Source organism: Candidatus Cyanaurora vandensis (assembly GCF_013285555.1).
In the GTDB taxonomy this organism is placed as follows: Bacteria; Cyanobacteriota; Cyanobacteriia; order Gloeobacterales; family Anthocerotibacteraceae; genus Cyanaurora; species Cyanaurora vandensis.
Genome location: NZ_JAAXLT010000015.1, coordinates 1 through 17,510 on the forward strand (window position 1 = coordinate 1; position 17,510 = coordinate 17,510).

Sequence of the window (17,510 nt, forward strand, 5' to 3'; positions counted from 1 at the left end):
TCTTTGCCTCCCTGGGTGATCCGCCCCCGCCCTTACCTGTCACGGTCCCGACCCCGGCTCCTGTGCCTGCTCCCGTTGTTTTAGCCCCCGTCGCACCGACTCCTCCGGTTGCACCCGTCCTACCCATCCCGTCGCTTGAAGAAGAGCCGGAACCGCCTCTGATGGTGCCGCCCTTGGTGGTCCCCCCGCTCTCCTTGACCGCCATGGCTCCCCCGGTCCCGATTTTGGTCAATGTCAAAGAAAGTCCCATCGTCTCTGTGACGCCCGTTGCCACGCCAGTAGCAGAAGAACCGCCCGCTAACCGCCGCCGCCGCCGCCGGACTAAGACCGAGGGCATGGGTGAAGAGACCACCACCGAGGAAACGCCTACTGCTGAGGAACCCTCCATCCGCCAGGAGACAACCGTCAGGGAGTCTACCCCAATCGAAATGTCTACCGAAGCAACCCCTACTTCCCCGCCTGAACCCGTCTCATCTGAACCTACCCTCCCTGAACCTGTTCTAGCTGCTGATCCAGCATCCTCTCCGGTCGCTACTGAATAGGTCCTACGGTGGACCCCGCAAAGAACTGTTGGATGTAGGGATTGGGGGTCGTGTCAATCTCGGCGATCCCCCCTTCCCAGCGCACCTGCCCATCGTGGAGCAGTAAAACTCGGTCTGCGGTACGCCGGATCGTACTTTGCTGATGGGTCACGATGATACAGGCGTTATGGCCCTGATAAAGGTTGCGGATCAGGTCCTCAATCACGGTTGAGGCAATGGGGTCTAGCCCTGCTGTCGGCTCATCGTAGAGCAACACTTGGACACAGGCTTGCTCCACTCCCGGCTCAGTGAGAATAGCCCGCGCAAAACTGACGCGCTTGCGTTGCCCGCCGGAGAGACGGGCAGGGTACAAGTCTTCAATATCCCGCAGGCCGACTTGCTCTAGGGTCTGGGTAATCAGTTCACGGATTTTGGCAGCGGGTAAACGGCTTTTTTCATACAAAAGAAACCCGACATTCTCCCCGACCGTGAGTGAATCGAAAAGGGCTGCCTGTTGGAAAACCATGCCCAAGCGCACTTTACCGTTATGGAGCAGGTCGGTGGTTGGTTTACCATCAATTAAAACTTCACCGCTATCGGGCTCCAAAAGTCCACAGATAATTCGCAGCACCGTAGATTTCCCGGTCCCTGAGGGTCCAATCACGGCTAGGGCCTCGCCGTCATAGAGTTTTAAGTTAAGGCCATCCAGGACCACTTTGTCGCCAAACTGCTTGGTGACATTCCGCAATTCAATTAGAGGTGTTGAGTCCAAGATGCACTCCTGCTCATAAAAAAAACCCCCCTGGCGATGAGCCAGTTGAGTTGATTTTGATGGTTTAGACCAGGGCCGACCCTGGGGCTAGAAGTTTTTAGTAACGGTCAGAGTCGCCGCGCCGTCCACCGCCGCCGCCGTAGCCGCCGCCGCCGCCGCCGCCCTCACGACGGGGACCGCCTTGGGGTTTGGGTTGGGCTTTGTTGACGCGCAAGTCGCGCCCGAGCCACTCTGCGCCGTCAAGAGCTTCGATGGCCGCCATTTCTTCGGCTTCCGAGGCTAGCTCAACAAACGCAAAACCACGCATCCGTCCGGTTTCCCGGTCGGTGGGTAGCTTGACCGATTTCACTTCACCATACTCCGCAAAAACATCAATGATGTCCTGCTCGGTCGCTTTAAACGAGAGATTACCGACGTAAATGGCCATGGTCGCTCCGAATCGCTAAGAGGTATTGTCCCGGACCCGGAGAATTGGAAGTCATCACCTATTCTAGACCGAGTAGCTGTTAGGACGGTTTCATCCTAGCCGATCACAGGCCGGGATGGTACCCAGTCAGCCGGGAATTCGGAAATTGTTAAGGAAAACGACGGGAAGCACGGGAATTGGGTTCATCGAGGACCGCAGCCAAGGGAATAAATTCTTCAGTCGGCAGGAGAATCGGGCTACTGAAGAGTAACTTTAGACCCTGGGTGTTCCGATTATAGACAAAACCGACGGGTTGGGCGGTACGATGACCCTCCCCGTAGGTCTGATAAAGCTGTAAACACCGTTGGCGCACGGTGGGGTGCATGGCTAGTCCACGAGGTGTTTCACGGCCTGGAGGATGTCAGCCACCTGGGGGATGGTAGCGGCTTCCATGCGCCCATTGTAGGGAGTCGGGATGTCGCGGGAGGCCAAGCGGACGGGCGGGGCATCCAGGTCATCGAAACAGTGTTCGTTGAGGAGGGCAATGATCTCCCCGCCGATACCCCCGGTTTTGTAGTCTTCCTCGACGATGAGGACGCGGTGGGTCTTGTGGACCGATTCGCAGATCATCTCTAGATCCAGGGGTTTGAGCGTCCGTAGATCAATCAGTTCAGGGTCGTAACCTTCATTCACTAAAGTCTTGACGGCACTCAGACAGTGGTGGACTTGGCGCGAGTAGGTGAGGATGGTCAGGTCTTGGCCTTCGCGCAGCCGATTGGCCTTGCCGATGGGGACGATATAATCCACGCCGTCGGGGATCTCTTCTTTGAGGTTATAAAGTAACACGTGCTCAAAGAACAATACGGTGTTGTTGTCACGGATCGCGGACTTGAGTAAGCCCTTGGCATCCAGGGGGGTGGCTGGGGCGATGATCTTCAGACCAGGAACGCCGTAGAAGTAAGCCTCTAAGCGTTGGGAGTGCTCCGCGCCGAGTTGACGGCCTACGCCACCGGGTCCCCGCACGACCATCGGCACAGTGAACTGACCACCACTGGTGTAGCGGAGCATCCCGCCGTTGTTGGCAATCTGGGAGAAGGCCAACAATAGGAAGCCCATATTCATCCCCTCGATGATGGGCCGCACTCCGGTCATGGCACAACCCACCGCCATCCCCGCGAAACTGTTCTCCGCAATCGGGGTATCAAGGACCCGCAGGCCACCGAATTCCTTAAAGAGGTCCTTGGTCACTTTGTAGGAGCCTCCATAATGGCCCACGTCCTCGCCCATGACCATCACCATCGGGTCGCGGACCATCTCTTCGTAAATTGCATCGCGCAGAGCTTCAAAGTAGTACTGCATCACCATGGCGGGTCTCCTATTCGTCTTCGGCGTGGACGTAGCGGGTGATCTCATCCACGGGCGGTTCCGGGGAGTCTTGGGCAAACTGGACGGCATCTTCGATGAGGGTCTGGGTGTCATCTTCGATGGTCTGGAGTTCGTCCTGGGTGGCGAGTTGATGTTCCACCAAGTAGCGGGCCAGTTTAGGAATTGGGTCTTGTTTGCGCCAGAGGTCTTTTTCGGCGGGGTCGCGCAATTCGTCGGGGTCCGCCAGGGAGTGGCCCCGGAAACGGTAGGTGGTGCATTCCAGTAGGGTCGGTCCCTCCCCGGCTCGTGCCCGTTCAATCGCGGTTACGGCGGCTCGGCGGACAGCGAGGACATCCATGCCGTCCACGAGGTAGCCAGGGATATCAAAAGCCAAGGCTTTTTTGTAAATCTCCGTCACTGAGGAGGCCCGAGCGTGTTGCATCCCGATGGACCAGAGGTTGTTCTCGACGACATAGAGGATGGGCAACTTCCAGAGAGCCGCCATATTCAAGCTCTCAAAAAAGGCTCCATTATTAGTCGCCCCGTCCCCAAAGAAATTGACCGACACTTGGTCGGTGCCCCGGTATTTGGCACTGTAGGCCGCTCCGGTCGCCACCGGAATCCCTTCCGCCACGAAAGCATAGCCGCCGAGGAAGTTGTGTTCTGCTGAGAAGAGGTGCATCGAACCGCCCCGGCCCTTGGAGCAGCCCGTCGCCTTGCCAAAGAGTTCCGCCATGATCGCCCGTGCGGGGACCCCTTGGCTGAGGGCGTGGACGTGGTCGCGGTAGGTACTGGTCACATAGTCGCCAGCTTTGAGAGCTTTGATGCAGCCCGTTGCCACGGCCTCTTGTCCGTTATAGAGGTGGACGAACCCGAACATCCGGCCCTGATAGTACATCTGGGCGCACATATCCTCAAAAGTCCGCCCCAGGACCATATCTTGATAAAGTTCCAGCCCCTGGGCGCGGGTGATTTCCGGTGGCACGACCTTGGGGATTACATTAACTTCCTGTGACAGGACCATGGGGACTCCGAACGACATAGGACCATCAAATATTATCAGCACTTCTACTTATCATGTGTGAGGAAGGAAACCAATTGAAGCTGATTCCCAAAATTACGCTCCATAGTCGGGTCACGAAAGTCCCGCAAGTCCTCAGACCAAGTCCGGTTGATTACTCACTCAAGTCTAAAACTTGCTCTTATGCTAGGTCCCGGTCGCGAAGACCACTCGTAGGGTCTTAATTTCCCAGGGTGTAGCGTGGAGGGTGACTTGCCCACCGTTCACAGTTAGCGGATAAAGCGGTTCTTCTAGTAGATCAGTCTCCTGGACTTCAACTAGGGAGACTGGGAAATCGAGGTTCGTCGTGCAGGCTTGGCCCTGGGATTCGTAGAAGCGCAGAATCCAGACTTGAGGCTCAGCGGTGGGTTTACAGGTGACCCAAACCAGCGAACTAGGCGACACCAGCGGACCCTGGAACGCAGGTACCTTGCCAGGGACAACCAAGGGTGGGTTATTCAACTCGTGACCCAACTGGACTACTCCCGCTGACTGCCAACTCCCCCGGTAGGGATGGAGTTGGTAGGTGAAGTTCTGGCTACCCTGGTCACTCTCGGGATCAGGCCAGACCGGAGCCCGGAGCAGGGTCAGTGAGAGTTGAGAACCCACACAGTCATAGCCATATTTACTGTCGTTAAGGAGGGCAAGCCCGTGTCCGTCGGCTTCGTAGGCCACCCAACGCAGGGCGGGGACTTCCCATTGAGCGGCGGCAGTGGGGGTCTGGCGGTGGGTGGGACGGGCCAAGACTGCCATGGGCACCTCACACCAAAAGCGGTCCTGTTGGAGGGTTAAAGGAAAGCTAACTTTTAGCAGGACCTGCCGTTCTCGCCAATCTACTTCAGTTTTGAAGGTCAAGAGCCGCCCGGTGAGCGTGATGCGCTGGGTAATTCGAGACTGTCCTAGCTGATAGACCACTCGTAAATGGGCACAGAGGGGACCCGTCTGGACGGGTGTAATCTCCATCAGCACGGGAGGTGTAAGGGGATGGTCCCGGTAGTGGGGGTCAATATTCCAAGCGTCCCAGTATTGGCCCTGGTCCCGATAAACCCCCCACTGACTAGGGCCAGTTAGATACTCGAAAGCCTGGTCCTTGTCCCACAGACTCGTGAGGTTGCCCGTGTGGGGGTCGAGGGTAACGCGGAGATGGTCGTTCTCCAGGATAAAACCAGCACTCACTGGGCTTGCATTGACAGAAGGGACCGGCGAATGACAAACCGCCCACCCCAAAGCCGGAACTGAGACCGCAACTAAAGCCGTCTGGTCCTCCGCCGCGCCGAGACACGGGAGTTCCACAAGGACTTGACGGGGCCAGTTGAGTAGGTTGACCACCACCCATGACTGGTCCGTAGGCTGGATGAGAACGGCTAGGGCGGCAGTGAGTAGCTTTTCACCCTGCTCGAAAAGCTCGGCCCAATCCCGGTTGGCCTGGACAAAAACTTCAGGAATCGCCGTACCCGGGAGAATATCGTGGAACTGGTTAAAAAGGAGCAATTTCCAGCACCGCTCCAAGCCCTCAAACTTGCACTCGTGACCCTGTAGAGCCAATAGAAAAAGTAGCTTTTCGCAGTTGGTAAGCAGGACTTCCGCTTGACGGTTAAATCGTTTCTGGTCAGCGTGGCTAGTATAGCAACCGCGATGGAACTCTAAGTAAAGCTCCCCGGTCCAGACAGGTAAATCAGCGGTAGGTAAACCCTGGAAAAAATCCAGACTAGAACTATGGCTGAGCGTTGGACAAAAATCCGATTCCCGCCACCGCTGTTGACTCGCCATCATTTCCTTCGTTGGCCCGCCGCCATGGTCGCCCACCCCGTAGAGCCAGAGCAGTTCCGGTTGTCCAGAATTTTTGAGGTGGGTCAGCACCTTGACCGGGGGGATCTCCTCCCCCAAGGGCGGTGCGAAATAGGTCAGCACCCGACTCCCGTCCGGTCCTTGCCACCAAAACCGCTGGTGAGGAAACTGGGTAGTATCGTTCCAGAGCAACTTCTGGGTCAGGAAATAGCGGATACCGGACTTCTGGTAAATCTGGGGCAATTGCGCGGTATAGCCAAAACTATCGGGGTTCCAGCCCACCTCGACCTCCACCCCCAACTTGCGGAAGTACTGTTTGCCATAGACTACCTGACGGATCAGGGACTCGCCATCGGGCAGGTTCAAGTCCGGCTCGACCCACATCCCCCCGACCACTTCCCACTGTCCACTGGTAATTCGTGCTTGGATTTGGGCAAAAAGCTCCGGGCGGTGGGTCTCTAGCCATTCGTAGAGATAGGCTGTACTCTGGACAAACCGTAACTCCGGGTAATCTTCCTGGAGCGCAAGCACCGACTGGAAAGTACGCTCACTTACGTCTAAAGTCTCAGCGTGGGGCCAGAGCCAAGCTAGATCGATGTGGGAGTGCCCCAACAGATTTACTCGATAGGCTTTCACCAAGGGGACCAGCGGTTGCAGGATAGTCCGCGCCTGGCTGAAAGAAGCTTTTAGCTCACTCAGAGCGTGTTCTGGTAGCCAACGGATAACCGCACAGGCCGCCGCCAGGAGGGGCACTGACCCCGCCAAGTCCAACACCCGCAAACCCGCCAGTTCATCGGCAAAATAACCGGGGTCCCACTGGGGGTCTGGGTTTTCTAGGTAGAGCGCAACCTTATATAAGGCCCCCCCATCATGACCGGGACTCTCCAGGTACACCGTTAGCTGAAATTCCTGTCCAGGTTGGGCTGCTTGGGTCAATAGGACACGCCCCCGTTGGTCAAAGAGGTCCCCGCTGAGGACCAACTGTCCATCCACGTAGACCCGAGCTACCCGCGCCCACCAGTACAACTGCAAGTAGAGCCGCCCTGCCACCGGATAACCCCGCCAGTCTGCCCCCAAGCGCACAGTCTGATGTAGACGAATTGGCACTCCCCCACCCGTCCAAGCCAAGTGCTGCTTCTCATTGGGGAAATGTTCTGTCCCGTCATCTTGATACCAACCCGTCAGTAGGACTTGGTTGACGTAGGCGCGTAACCGGGCGAGGGTGGAGTCCATGTTTTTCGTTGCCTCACCAGAGTCCCCTGGAATTATAAATAACCAAGCGGGTTGACCACCCGGCCCTGGAGACGGACTTCAAAGTGGAGGTGCGGTCCCGTGGAGACGCCCGTCGAACCGACCGCCGCAATCCGTTGGCCCTTCTGGATCATCTGACCGACCCGGACATAGAGACGGCTCGCGTGTCCATAGACCGTAGCTAGTCCCGCCCCGTGGTCAATCACTACTGCATTGCCGTAGCCCCCATACCAACCGGCGTAAATCACCACCCCACTGTCCGCCGCCTTAATCGGTGTCCCCGAGGCCGCCGCAAAGTCCACCCCGCCGTGGAAACGCTTGGTCCGGTAAATCGGATGGACTCGGTAGCCAAAATTGCTCGTCAACCGCCCCCCGCTAACGGGCCGCTGGAAACGCCCGGTCCCCAACGAACGGCTGGATGAGGCTTGATTGCGGCGTTGACGTTCAGCAATCAGACGACGGATCACCCCCGTTAAACGGCGGGTATCTTGTTCCAGTTGACGTTCAGCCCGCTCGTAGGACACGCGCTGTTGGGTAATGTTATTTAACTGGCTAGCTTGGACAACCGCTGCTTTTTGAAAAGAGACTTTTTTAATAACAAGTTGGGACTTGAGACGGGCAATCGTGTCTTTCTGTTGAGATACAGCTTGACGGGTAGACGTGACACGAGCCGTCTGGTCTTGCAAATTAAGAATCAAAGAGCGGTCACGGGCCAACAAGCGGACCATCTGCAACTGGCGGTCCACAAAATCCGTAAAACTCTCACTAGACAATAGAGCCGCCCACCACTGCTGACTGGCCCCGTAACGTTGTAGGTGGCGCAACCGCTCAATACTGGTCTGGCGTTGGCGGTCTTGCTGGGATTCGAGGCGGACTAAGCGAGTTTGCAGGGATTGGAGTTTAGTTTGGGCCTGGGTCAACTGGCTCTGGGTGACGACTAGCCGACCCTGAGTGACATTTAAGTTTTTTTTAATTCCCGCGAGATTGCCACGGGCACTGGACTCTTTGCGGCGTAGTTCATAGGACTTGCGACGGGTCTGTTGGAGACGACGGGTAACTTGTTGTTGTTGCTGGAGGGTGGTCAAAGATTGGGCCGAGGCCATAGGGACCGGCACCAGACTCAATATGACCAGGAGCAGGAGCAAAGGAACAACCAACGTACATCAGCCAAAAAACTATGCAGTCAGATTACCACACCTAGTCCCAATCACGGAATATACGGAAAATATTAGGACGGTCAATTGTTTCATAAACATGGGACCTGGAGCACCGCGCCTGGTTCAAGCATCCCTAGTGCTGCTACCTCTCGGTCCTGACACGGTTTAGGCGTTGAAACCGCACGGGTCCAGGTCTGAGACCAGCGTAACATTAATTGTTGTGGGGATCACTCGTGAGAGCGGGTGGTATCTTAAGAGAGCAATGATTGAAGGATTAACCCATGGCTATCCAAAAGGGTTCTCAAGTCCGTGTCCTCCGTCAAGAATCTTACTGGTACAACGATGTGGGGACTGTCGCCTCTGTAGATAAGGGCGCGAACGTTATCTATCCCGTCACTGTCCGCTTTGAGCGCGTGAATTATTCCAGCCTCAACACCAATAACTTTGGGGTCTCTGAGCTAGAAGAAGTGAGCTAGTGCCCGAACTGCCCGAGGTGGAAACCGTCCGCCGGAGCCTGGAGTTCCGGTTGGCGGGCCGCTTAATCGAGAAAGTAGACATCCGGCGGGCTTCAGCGGTGGCGCACCCAACTCTGGCGGGTTTTAGCCAGGGCTTGGTCGGTCAACAGTTCACCGCTCCCCAACGCCGGGGGAAGTATCTTTTGTTGGGTCTAGCGGCGGGGGGTTGGCTGGGGGTCCATCTGCGGATGAGTGGTCGCTTAATTTTGCGAGACCCGCCCCTAACCGAGGACCTAGCCCACCTGCGGGTTATTTTGCATCTGGTCGGCGGGGGACGACTTTATTTCCAGGACCCCCGGACCTTTGGCAGACTCTGGTACATCCGGCCCGATGAGACCCCGGCGCGGGTCATCCCTACCCTCGCCCGCCTGGGACCCGAACCCGCCGATTTAGAACTTACCTACTTTCAATCTGCCCTTGCCCGCCGCAGTATCGCCATCAAGACGGCTCTGCTGGACCAAGCTCTGGTGGCGGGGATTGGGAATATCTATGCCGATGAGTCGCTTTTCCAGGCCGGTATCCATCCGCTCACCCCCGCCAACCAGTTGGACCCAGCCCGACTGACCAAACTCATCCAGAGCATTCAACAGGTCCTCAACCAAGCCATCCTGGCGGGCGGGACGACCCTCCGCGACTATGCAGACAGTCAGGGCCAGCCAGGAAACTACCAAACCCGTCTCCAGGTCTACGGACGTTATCAGCAAGCTTGTCTCCAGTGCGGTAATCCCATCCACCGTCTGCGCCTGGGTGGGCGGTCTAGCCATTTTTGCCTTACGTGCCAGACTTGAGCCGACGGGGTACCCTTAGAACCATGCCCTAGCCTGCGGAAACTATGACTCGTCTACTTGTCTTGGACCGAGACGTGGTGTACCGTCCGCTGTTGATGGCGGCCTTGGTCTGTCACCGCCTGGACCCCATCGCCAGTCAGGGGTTAGCTCAACTAGAGCATGAGATTAACCAACAACAGCCGCAGCTTCTGCTATTGGATTTTGGCAGTCTGGAGAATCCCTTCCAGGCTTGTCGTCAACTGAAACAAGATTTTCCGGCCCTGCCCTTAGTCCTCCTCCAGCCCGGTCAGGCGGTTTCAGAACTGACTTCTTTCGCGCAAAAACAGGGCATCCAAGCCATCTTGCCCCGTGACCCCAACGCCCTCTTGACCACCGTGAATGCACTCTTGGCCCAGATCGGGCATAAGTCCACTCGCCCACCCCTCATTCCCAGCTCCAGCAAAGCCTCCCATACGCCCCTGAGTGCCCTGAAGGACCTCTGTAGTGCCCGGAGTTTGCGTTATCAAGAACTAGTCCGTGAATACAAAGAAGAGCATAAAGACTACGCCCAACAACGCCAAGAAAACGAACGCCAACAAGGTCTACTCTATGAGATTGCCCGAGTCACGGGTCAGGGCCAGGGTCTCAAACATGACCCTCTCACTATCCTTCATCAACAACAAGATGAACTCAGCCAACGCCTAGCCCGTTTGGACCAGCAGGTGCGTTGTACCGCCCGTCTCGCCGATCGCTACGCCGCCTTGGTCATTGAGATCCACCTCAGCATCAGTCTGTTCAAGCGCACGTCTACTCCCGATCCGACCCGCGAACAAGACCTCTTCACCCAGGTCCAGGATCTAGAGCGATTGCCCGTCATGCCACAATAGGCGCAAACCCTACGACTCATCATGGCCGCCTACCACGCTTTACTCCTCGGGTTATTCCTGCTTGCCCCGCCGGTCTTGGCCCATGATTACTGGCTGCAACCTACTACCTTCCGGCCTCAGGTAGGTCAACCGTTCCAGGTCCACCTCTATCTGGGCGATAACATCTTTAACCCCGATGAAGAGCGGCCCTATGAAAAAGCCCGGACCCCAGCCTTGACCCTATTTGCCCGGAGCGGACCCCAGGACCTCCGACCCACCACCCCCGACGGGCAAAAACCCCTCAGCCGTCTGAACTTGACGGAACCGGGGACCTATGTGCTGGCCCTTGACCGCAGCCCCAGTACCATCACGCTCGCCAATAAAAAATTTAATGCCTACCTCAAGGAAGAGGGCCTGACCGATATCCAGGCGGGCCGCGCCAAGGTCTCCGGCCGGGAGCGTTATTCCCGCAACCTCAAAACCATCCTCCAAGTCGGGGAAGTGGTGGATGACCTGCCCCTCACTCCCCTCGGTCAGACCCTAGAACTCGTCCCCCAACAACATCCTGCTACCCTGTTGCCCCAAGAACCTCTGACCGTACAGGCCCTTTTTGAAGGCAAGGCCCTCCCCAATCGCCAGATTGTCGCTGTCCAGGGCCAAGGCAAACAACAGACCCGCCAAGTCGCCCGGACCGATGCTCTGGGTAAGGCGACGTTTCGGCTGGACCGTTCCGGTCCCTGGGTGATCCGCTTAGTTCATATGCGCTCCTGTCAGCAGGACTGTCAAAAGATTGACTGGGAGAGTTATTGGACCGCGCTGAGTTTCAGCCGATGAAAGCCTCCTGGCCCGCCATTGCTATGCATGAACGGGTAGTCCGTGCCCTCGCCCACGACACCCACCATAGCCCGGTGCGTGTCGCCCAAGCCGGACGCAAGTTACTCCACGAGTACATCCGGGCGGGTCTCTCTCCAGTCCCGCCACCGGGAGGGATAGACCGTTGGGCTACGGACCTGTGGCGGTTTTTTCAGGACAGCTATCGGCCCTTGAGTCCCACTTGGTTGTCTACGGCCCGCCGACTCTGGGGCGAAATTCACCAGAGCGGTCCCTGTCCGACTTGTACTTTTTTTTATGGACAGGCGGGTATCCACTGTGCCCCCTATCCCAGTGGACGACCCCGCCTGAGTTGCCCTGATTGGCAGGCACTGTGAGGTCTTGGAAACCCTGGGCTCTGGTCCTCTTTTTTGGCCTAGCCCTGGGGTTATACCAGTGGGCCAGTGCTAATTTTGACTTGAGTCAGACGGGGTTGACAGCGGTTTTGACGGGGTTGGGCGGATGGGCACCCTGGGTTTACGTCGGGTTTCGGGTTTTGACTACGGCGGTTGGGGTGCCAGCATTTATCTTGACGATTATCAGTGGGGCGGTGTTTGGGGTCTTTTGGGGGACAGTCTATTCGGTGCTGGCGGCAGTACTTGGGTCGGTCGGGGCCTTTTGGATTGCACGGTATCTGGCGCGGGATTGGGCACAGGCGAAGTTGGCGGGAAATTCCCGGCTCAATCAGTTGGACCAGGGACTCCAAGCGAATGCGTTTTGGTATGTGTTATCGAGCCGTCTCTCGCCCTTGTTGCCTTTCAATGTCCTTAACTCACTCTTTGGCTTAACTCGTGTCTCGGTGCGGGATTTCGCCCTGGGGACCTTACTTGGCATCATCCCGAATACCGTGGCCTATGCTTGGCTGGGTCAGGGCGGGCAACAATCCCTGAGTGGTAGTCTAAGTTGGGAACTCGCCGGGGCCTTGACCGCCCTGGGTCTCCTCTCGCTCCTACCCATTTTGCTGCTACGCCGCAAGCAAGTGGAGAACTCCCCGTGAATCCCCCGGCGTGGGTAATGCCGCCAGGGAGAACCGCCGCCCGAGCTAGTGCCCCAAGCTCTGAGCCCAATTCACCGAGCTTTAGCCTTAAATGGTACTGGCGTTGCCCTAACTCACCAACTCGGGGTCTAGGCGCACGGCGATACCCAGCTTTTCTAGTAGCGTCAGACTGGGGGCGGAGCCGTCAATCCGGCCCTGCTCATCCAACCAGTAACAGTTGATATCCAGTTGAGCCAGGAAAGTCAAATAGTCTGCTAAGGGCGGGTGGTCAAAGACCGCCGCCCGGACAATGGGAAATCCCGCCTGCCGCCAGGGAGCCAGGGCAAAATATTCGTAATAGGCCAACTGACCAACCACTTCTTGGATCGCTTCGGCGGTATCCTGTTGACCCAGACACTTAATCTCCGCCAACAATACCAACTGGTCATCAATCGCCAAAAAATCAAAGGTATCTGGGTCCTCCCGCACTTCCTTTCCTGCCAACCGGAACCAACGCCGGAAGTTCTTGAGTACGAGGTCGTGGGCCTTGGTGCGCTCTAGCTGGCGACGGCGGCGACGTTCAGCCAGGAGCGGGTCCTGGGACAAGCCAGCGGGGAGACCGCTTCTTTGGTAACGGGGTAATTCCTCGGGATCCAAGACCAGATGTCCACCCGTGGGCCGGGGCCGGGTACTGCTCGGTTCCTGGGGGTGATGGAGGCGCGGGGCGGGTTGCGCCGGGAGTCGGGCCAAGCGCAGTAATTCCCGGTTCTCCGGTTGCTGGGGGTCGGTGCTAAATAAGATGGACAGGCCTTCGAGATGAAATTCCTGAAAAAATAGCTCCGGGGTCAACACTTGAACCGTGGGACTTAACTCGGGCTGGGCAAAATAAAGCTGGATCAGGAGCGGGAAGAGGGGGATGGGTTCGGGCACCAAGGTCTGCCACATCCCCAGATTCGCCACCGCCCGCAGGACCTGGGCTTGGTGATTGCGCCCCAAGACTTGCAAAAACTTCGGCAAGCCCGGCAACCAACCGCAGGGATTCCCGTCAAAACCACACTGTTGACGGCCCTGGTCCAGGGTCAAAGCCGTCACTCCGTCGTAGACCCGGAAGGGACAAAGATCGCGGTCCTCCGCCAAAAACGTCGGGTTATGCCAAAAATGGACTGCCTGGGCATGGCAACCCAAACCCTGTTGACCGTTGCTCGCTTTGTACCAGTGGGGGTCCTGGGCCGGGACTGAGCGCGGGAACCCTTGGGCATCGTGGCTAAAGGGGGGCCAGATGGCTTTTTCGCCCAACTGGGAGTGACGCTTGTGGTAAAGCTGGTCACACAAAAGCACTAACTGGTCCAGGTCAATCCCCGTGCCACTGCCGACGACAGGGATTTGAGCTTGGTAATGCTGGATTACCAAAGCCAAGGCCACCTCGCGGGCATGGAACCCCGGATGACGAGATTGGTAATGGGCCAGTAGTGGCCCTGCTGCCACAAATAGGTCGTAGCGATTTCGGTCTAACATCACAACTTCTCCTCATCGCCACTCAAGAGCCAATTTACAGAAACCCCTAGAGACTTAGCAAACCCGACTAATTCCCAATCCACAACGCGCCGTCTGCGATTTTCGATCTGACCAATTTTGACATAATCCAGATGCACTCCGTAGTGAGAGAGCCGACCCGCCAGTTCATCCTGGGTCAACTGGAGCCGTTCCCGCATCCAACGGACCCTCAGCCCGATTAAATTGGCTTGGGACTGGACAACTTCGTGCATAATCACTCCGGCTGCCTCGTAATCTTACGTCAATTAACGAAAAGCATGGCTCATTATAAAAAAGCCTAATAGTCTATGATCGATTTTCGTTTACTGTAAATTGCCAAGATTGTTTAGGCTACTCAGTATGAGGTTTGTAAGGAGGTTCCTTGAGTGAGCGTTTCTATGCCAGTGAGGACTCGGTGGATACCTATCTCAACGAGATTGGGCGGATCGCTCGGGTCACAGCCAGCGAGGAAGTCCAACTCTCCCGCCTGATCCAGCGTTGGCTGTACCTAGACCGCCTGCATACCCAACGCAAGCCCGCCAGTTGGGAAGACATCGCCCATCACCTAGAAATTCCTTACTCCATCGTCCAAAGGCAACGAGAGCAAGGCCGTCACGCCCAGCGCAAACTGATCAACGCCAACCTCCGCCTCGTTGTCTCCATTGCTAAGAAATATGTCGGCGGGGGCGTGCCGTTCCTCGACTTGATCCAGGAAGGTAACTTGGGGCTAATGCGGGCGACGGAGAAGTTCGACCCCGAAAAGGGCTATCGTTTCAGCACCTATGCGACGTGGTGGATTCGTCAGGGCATTACCCGCGCCATCGCCAACCAATCACGGACGATCCGTCTACCCATTCACGTCATGGAAAAAATCCGCCGCTTGCGCCGTACCACCCGCCAAGTGATTGAGGCGACGGGCCGCCGGCCTACGGAGCAGGAACTCGCGGAAACCCTCCAACTCAAATCCACCAAAGTCCGCGCTCTCCAGAGTATTGCCCGGTCGCCCCTGTCCCTTGATACCCCGATGAACCCGACCGGGGACCTCTGTTTGGGCGACTTGCTCGAAGATACCCAGCCGGATCTCGGCCAAGATGTAACCCTAACCCAACTCAAACAAGACCTCGCCGCCGCCCTCGCCCAGTTAAAACCCGTCGAGCAGGTCGTCTTGGCCCTGCGTTTCGGGCTGGGGGGCGAAACCGGGAACACGCTCAAGGAAGTGGGGCTCCGACTCAACCTCACCCATGAACGCATCCGCCAGATCGAGCGCGACGCACTGTCTAAGTTACGCCGTTCGCAACACCAACCCGCCCTGGAGCAATATCGCTAGTCCTTGTGGAGCCAACTCATCATCCCGCGCAATTCCTTGCCCACTTCTTCGATAGGATGTTCGGTCTCGCGGCGACGGGTGGCAAGGAAGGCTGGGGCCCCAGCTTGGTTCTCCAAGACCCATTCGCGAGCAAAAACCCCCTGCTGGATCTCGCGCAGGATTTTTTTCATTTCCTGGCGGGTCTCATCGGTGACAATCCGGGGGCCACGGGTGTAATCGCCAAATTCAGCGGTATTAGAGATGGATTTCCGCATATTCTCCAAGCCGCCCTCAATAATCAGGTCCACGATGAGCTTGACCTCGTGCAGACACTCAAAGTAGGCCAACTCTGGCTGGTATCCGGCCTCCACCAAAGTCTCGAACCCCCCCTTAATCAAAGCGGTCAAGCCGCCACAGAGGACCACCTGTTCCCCAAATAAATCCGTCTCAGTTTCTTCTCGAAAAGAAGTCTCCAAGATCCCAGCGCGGGTACCGCCAATCGCCTTGGCATAACTCATGGCGGTGGTCCGGGCTTGACCCGTGCTGTCCTGGTAGATGGCAAACAGACAGGGCACGCCTTTACCTTCTTGGTACTGGCGGCGGACGAGATGACCCGGTCCCTTGGGGGCGACCATGACCACATCCACCGTGGCGGGGGGGACGACCTGACTGAAGTGGATATTAAAGCCGTGGGCAAAAGCGAGGGTCTTCCCTGGTTTCAGGTACGGGGCGATGTCCTGTTGATAAATCGCTTTTTGGCGTTCATCGGGGAGCAAGATCATAATGAGATCCGCCCGCTGGGTGGCCTCGGCGGTGGTGTAAACCGCGAGTCCCGCCTGCTCCGCTCGTGCCCAAGAGGGACTGCCGGGATAGAGACCGACGACAACTTCGACCCCAGACTCCTTAAGGTTGAGGGCGTGGGCATGACCCTGGGAGCCGTAGCCGATAATCGCGACCGTCTGGGTCTGCAAGGGGGCTAAATCGGCATCCTCGTCGTAGTACATGCGAGCCATGGTCATTCCTCTGGGTTTACTGGTGATTTTAGCCCGTGTGGGGTCCTGTTTCACCCGTGACCACCGCCCTAGGACGGAATCTCAACCAAGTTTGACGGTTAAGTTTTGTTAAACTAAGATGAAGTAGTACAAAGACTGTATTGGGAGAGGCCATGAACACCAACCGGACTACGGAAGATGAAGCCAAGTTTGGTTTTGTCCCCTACGCCGAAACACTGAACGGTCGCTTAGCCATGATTGGCTTTGTTGCAGCCTTAGTTCTGGAAGTCGCCACGGGTAAAGGTGTCCTCAACTTCCTCGGTATCCTCGGTTCCTAATCGCGCTTATCTTTAATCACAGTGGGGGTGCTACGGCACCCTCTTTACTTAGGATTTGCGGCAGAGTGGTCAGGAACAGTAGCTTACAAACCAGCATAGATCATCAGAGAAACTGGGTCTGAAACCCCGTCCTTGCGGACGGCTTTTGGTACGAACGCCAAGAGCGAGTTGGATACAATCAAGCCTCTTCCATGCTGACCCAATGGAAACAAGAGTCTGAGCTTGACTTTCTTAATGAGGTGAGCTGTGTTCCCTTACAGCAAGGACTTAGACACCTTCAAAAAGCCTTCTCGAACTTCTTTGAGGGCCGGGCAAAATACCCCAACTTCAAAAAGAAAAGTAATGGCGGTAGTGCTGAATTTACCAAGTCGGCTTTCCATGGGCAGGCTGGGCAGGTATTTCTAGCTAAGTGTGCTGCAGCCTTGCCTATGCGGTGGAGTAGAGCTTTGCCTGCTGACTGTGAACCCTCTACTATCACCGTCAAGCTAGAGCCTAACAGACGCTGGTTTGTTTCTTTCCTAGTGAATGACCACAGGGTTAAACCGCTTCCTGCTATCAGCAAAGCTATCGGCTTAGATGTGGGAATAACCAGTCTGATTGCCACGAGCGACGGGGATCAGATCGCCAACCCCAAGCACTCTAAGCAACTTCGCAAGATGCTGAAAAGAGCACAAAAGGTATTGTCTCACAAACAAAAGGGGAGTAACAATCGCTATAAAGCCCGTGTAAAAGTGGCTCGCGTCCATGCACGGATAACTGATGCTCGCAAAGACTTTTTGCATAAGCTAACGACTCAACTAGTTCGTGAAAACCAAAGGATTGTAGTTGAGGAATTAGCTATCAAAAACATGGTGAAGACCCACAAACTATAGTGATCCTAAGTGAGACAGAGCATTTCCCTATACTTTTGTAGCTTTGGAAAAGCAAAGATTTCATGCTTTAACCCCCACTCAAAAATAAATTGCACAGCTCGAAATGACTTGCATAGATGCCAGCACTCTCGCATGAAACGCTTACCATGCTTCCA

General features: G+C 56.4%; 18 protein-coding genes, 1 other RNA gene and 2 pseudogenes. 10 read left to right on the forward strand and 11 right to left on the reverse strand.

Annotated features, from left to right (window positions below; genetic code table 11):
• A pseudogene (locus HFM78_RS01060) lies at nucleotides 1-542 on the forward strand (hypothetical protein); the annotation flags it as partial.
• On the opposite strand, the gene HFM78_RS01065 reads toward HFM78_RS01060, so the two are convergent.
• The 8 genes from HFM78_RS01065 to ffs form a co-directional block, all read right to left on the reverse strand.
• On the reverse strand, nucleotides 532-1,293 hold the full coding sequence (locus HFM78_RS01065; RefSeq protein WP_287127563.1) for an ABC transporter ATP-binding protein: 762 nt from the start codon (nucleotides 1,291-1,293) through the stop codon (nucleotides 532-534). The pseudogene HFM78_RS01060 and the gene HFM78_RS01065 overlap by 11 nt on opposite strands.
• Before the next feature lie 97 nt (nucleotides 1,294-1,390).
• On the reverse strand, nucleotides 1,391-1,720 hold the full coding sequence (locus tag HFM78_RS01070; protein WP_287127564.1) for an RNA-binding protein: 330 nt from the start codon (nucleotides 1,718-1,720) through the stop codon (nucleotides 1,391-1,393).
• A 148-nt stretch (nucleotides 1,721-1,868) separates the two neighbouring features.
• On the reverse strand, nucleotides 1,869-2,084 hold the full coding sequence (locus tag HFM78_RS01075) for a hypothetical protein (protein ID WP_287127565.1): 216 nt from the start codon (nucleotides 2,082-2,084) through the stop codon (nucleotides 1,869-1,871).
• 2 nt (nucleotides 2,085-2,086) lie between these two features.
• Entirely contained in the window at nucleotides 2,087-3,064 is a 978-nt protein-coding gene (locus tag HFM78_RS01080; protein WP_287127566.1) for a pyruvate dehydrogenase complex E1 component subunit beta, read from the reverse strand.
• Nucleotides 3,065-3,074: 10 nt separating this feature from the next.
• Entirely contained in the window at nucleotides 3,075-4,088 is a 1,014-nt protein-coding gene (gene pdhA, locus HFM78_RS01085; protein ID WP_287127567.1) for a pyruvate dehydrogenase (acetyl-transferring) E1 component subunit alpha, read from the reverse strand.
• A gap of 183 nt (nucleotides 4,089-4,271) precedes the next feature.
• The gene (locus HFM78_RS01090) at nucleotides 4,272-7,145 is read right to left on the reverse strand and encodes a glycoside hydrolase family 38 C-terminal domain-containing protein (RefSeq protein WP_287127568.1); all 2,874 of its coding nucleotides are present in this window, start codon (nucleotides 7,143-7,145) and stop codon (nucleotides 4,272-4,274) included.
• A gap of 32 nt (nucleotides 7,146-7,177) precedes the next feature.
• Nucleotides 7,178-8,320, reverse strand: coding sequence for a murein hydrolase activator EnvC (locus HFM78_RS01095; RefSeq protein ID WP_287127569.1), 1,143 nt, complete (start codon nucleotides 8,318-8,320; stop codon nucleotides 7,178-7,180).
• 98 nt (nucleotides 8,321-8,418) lie between these two features.
• Nucleotides 8,419-8,515, reverse strand: an RNA gene (gene ffs, locus HFM78_RS01100) — signal recognition particle sRNA small type.
• Between the two features lie 86 nt (nucleotides 8,516-8,601).
• Here ffs and HFM78_RS01105 point away from each other — a divergent pair.
• From HFM78_RS01105 to HFM78_RS01130, 6 genes are read left to right on the forward strand one after another with little or no spacing between them, the layout of a single operon-like run.
• Nucleotides 8,602-8,796 (forward strand): photosystem I reaction center subunit IV, encoded by a 195-nt coding sequence (locus tag HFM78_RS01105; protein WP_287127570.1) that lies wholly within the window; start codon nucleotides 8,602-8,604, stop codon nucleotides 8,794-8,796.
• On the forward strand, nucleotides 8,796-9,623 hold the full coding sequence (gene mutM, locus HFM78_RS01110; RefSeq protein WP_287127571.1) for a bifunctional DNA-formamidopyrimidine glycosylase/DNA-(apurinic or apyrimidinic site) lyase: 828 nt from the start codon (nucleotides 8,796-8,798) through the stop codon (nucleotides 9,621-9,623). Before HFM78_RS01105 ends, mutM begins: the two co-directional genes overlap by 1 nt.
• Before the next feature lie 44 nt (nucleotides 9,624-9,667).
• Complete coding sequence (locus tag HFM78_RS01115; RefSeq protein ID WP_287127572.1) at nucleotides 9,668-10,489, forward strand: hypothetical protein; 822 nt, start codon at nucleotides 9,668-9,670, stop codon at nucleotides 10,487-10,489.
• 21 nt (nucleotides 10,490-10,510) lie between these two features.
• Nucleotides 10,511-11,302 (forward strand): DUF4198 domain-containing protein, encoded by a 792-nt coding sequence (locus HFM78_RS01120; protein ID WP_287127573.1) that lies wholly within the window; start codon nucleotides 10,511-10,513, stop codon nucleotides 11,300-11,302.
• Complete coding sequence (locus tag HFM78_RS01125; RefSeq protein ID WP_287127574.1) at nucleotides 11,299-11,676, forward strand: hypothetical protein; 378 nt, start codon at nucleotides 11,299-11,301, stop codon at nucleotides 11,674-11,676. The genes HFM78_RS01120 and HFM78_RS01125 overlap by 4 nt, the downstream gene beginning before the upstream one ends.
• Nucleotides 11,673-12,335, forward strand: a complete 663-nt coding sequence (locus tag HFM78_RS01130; protein WP_287127575.1) for a TVP38/TMEM64 family protein — start codon at nucleotides 11,673-11,675, stop codon at nucleotides 12,333-12,335. Before HFM78_RS01125 ends, HFM78_RS01130 begins: the two co-directional genes overlap by 4 nt.
• 108 nt (nucleotides 12,336-12,443) lie before the next feature.
• On the opposite strand, the gene HFM78_RS01135 is transcribed toward HFM78_RS01130, so the two are convergent.
• Together HFM78_RS01135 and HFM78_RS01140 are read right to left on the reverse strand one after the other, a co-directional pair.
• Nucleotides 12,444-13,829 carry a hypothetical protein gene (locus HFM78_RS01135; protein WP_287127576.1) on the reverse strand — a complete coding sequence of 462 codons (1,386 nt, stop codon included), beginning with the start codon at nucleotides 13,827-13,829 and terminating at the stop codon, nucleotides 12,444-12,446.
• Entirely contained in the window at nucleotides 13,829-14,080 is a 252-nt protein-coding gene (locus tag HFM78_RS01140) for a helix-turn-helix domain-containing protein (RefSeq protein WP_287127577.1), read from the reverse strand. Before HFM78_RS01140 ends, HFM78_RS01135 begins: the two co-directional genes overlap by 1 nt.
• Nucleotides 14,081-14,229: 149 nt before the next feature.
• Between HFM78_RS01140 and HFM78_RS01145 the strand changes: the two genes are divergently transcribed.
• Nucleotides 14,230-15,174: a sigma-70 family RNA polymerase sigma factor gene (locus tag HFM78_RS01145; RefSeq protein ID WP_287127578.1), complete on the forward strand. Its 945-nt coding sequence runs from the start codon at nucleotides 14,230-14,232 to the stop codon at nucleotides 15,172-15,174.
• Here HFM78_RS01145 and ilvC read toward each other — a convergent pair.
• Entirely contained in the window at nucleotides 15,171-16,166 is a 996-nt protein-coding gene (gene ilvC / locus HFM78_RS01150; protein WP_287127579.1) for a ketol-acid reductoisomerase, read from the reverse strand. The two genes, HFM78_RS01145 and ilvC, sit on opposite strands and share 4 nt — an antisense overlap.
• 152 nt (nucleotides 16,167-16,318) lie before the next feature.
• Between ilvC and HFM78_RS01155 the strand changes: the two genes are divergently transcribed.
• Both HFM78_RS01155 and HFM78_RS01160 read left to right on the forward strand, forming a co-directional pair.
• Nucleotides 16,319-16,483, forward strand: a complete 165-nt coding sequence (locus tag HFM78_RS01155) for a chlorophyll a/b-binding protein (RefSeq protein WP_287127580.1) — start codon at nucleotides 16,319-16,321, stop codon at nucleotides 16,481-16,483.
• Nucleotides 16,484-16,629: 146 nt separating this feature from the next.
• Nucleotides 16,630-17,352 (forward strand): annotated as a pseudogene (locus HFM78_RS01160) (RNA-guided endonuclease InsQ/TnpB family protein); the annotation flags it as partial.
• Between the last annotated feature and the right edge of the window lie 158 nt (nucleotides 17,353-17,510).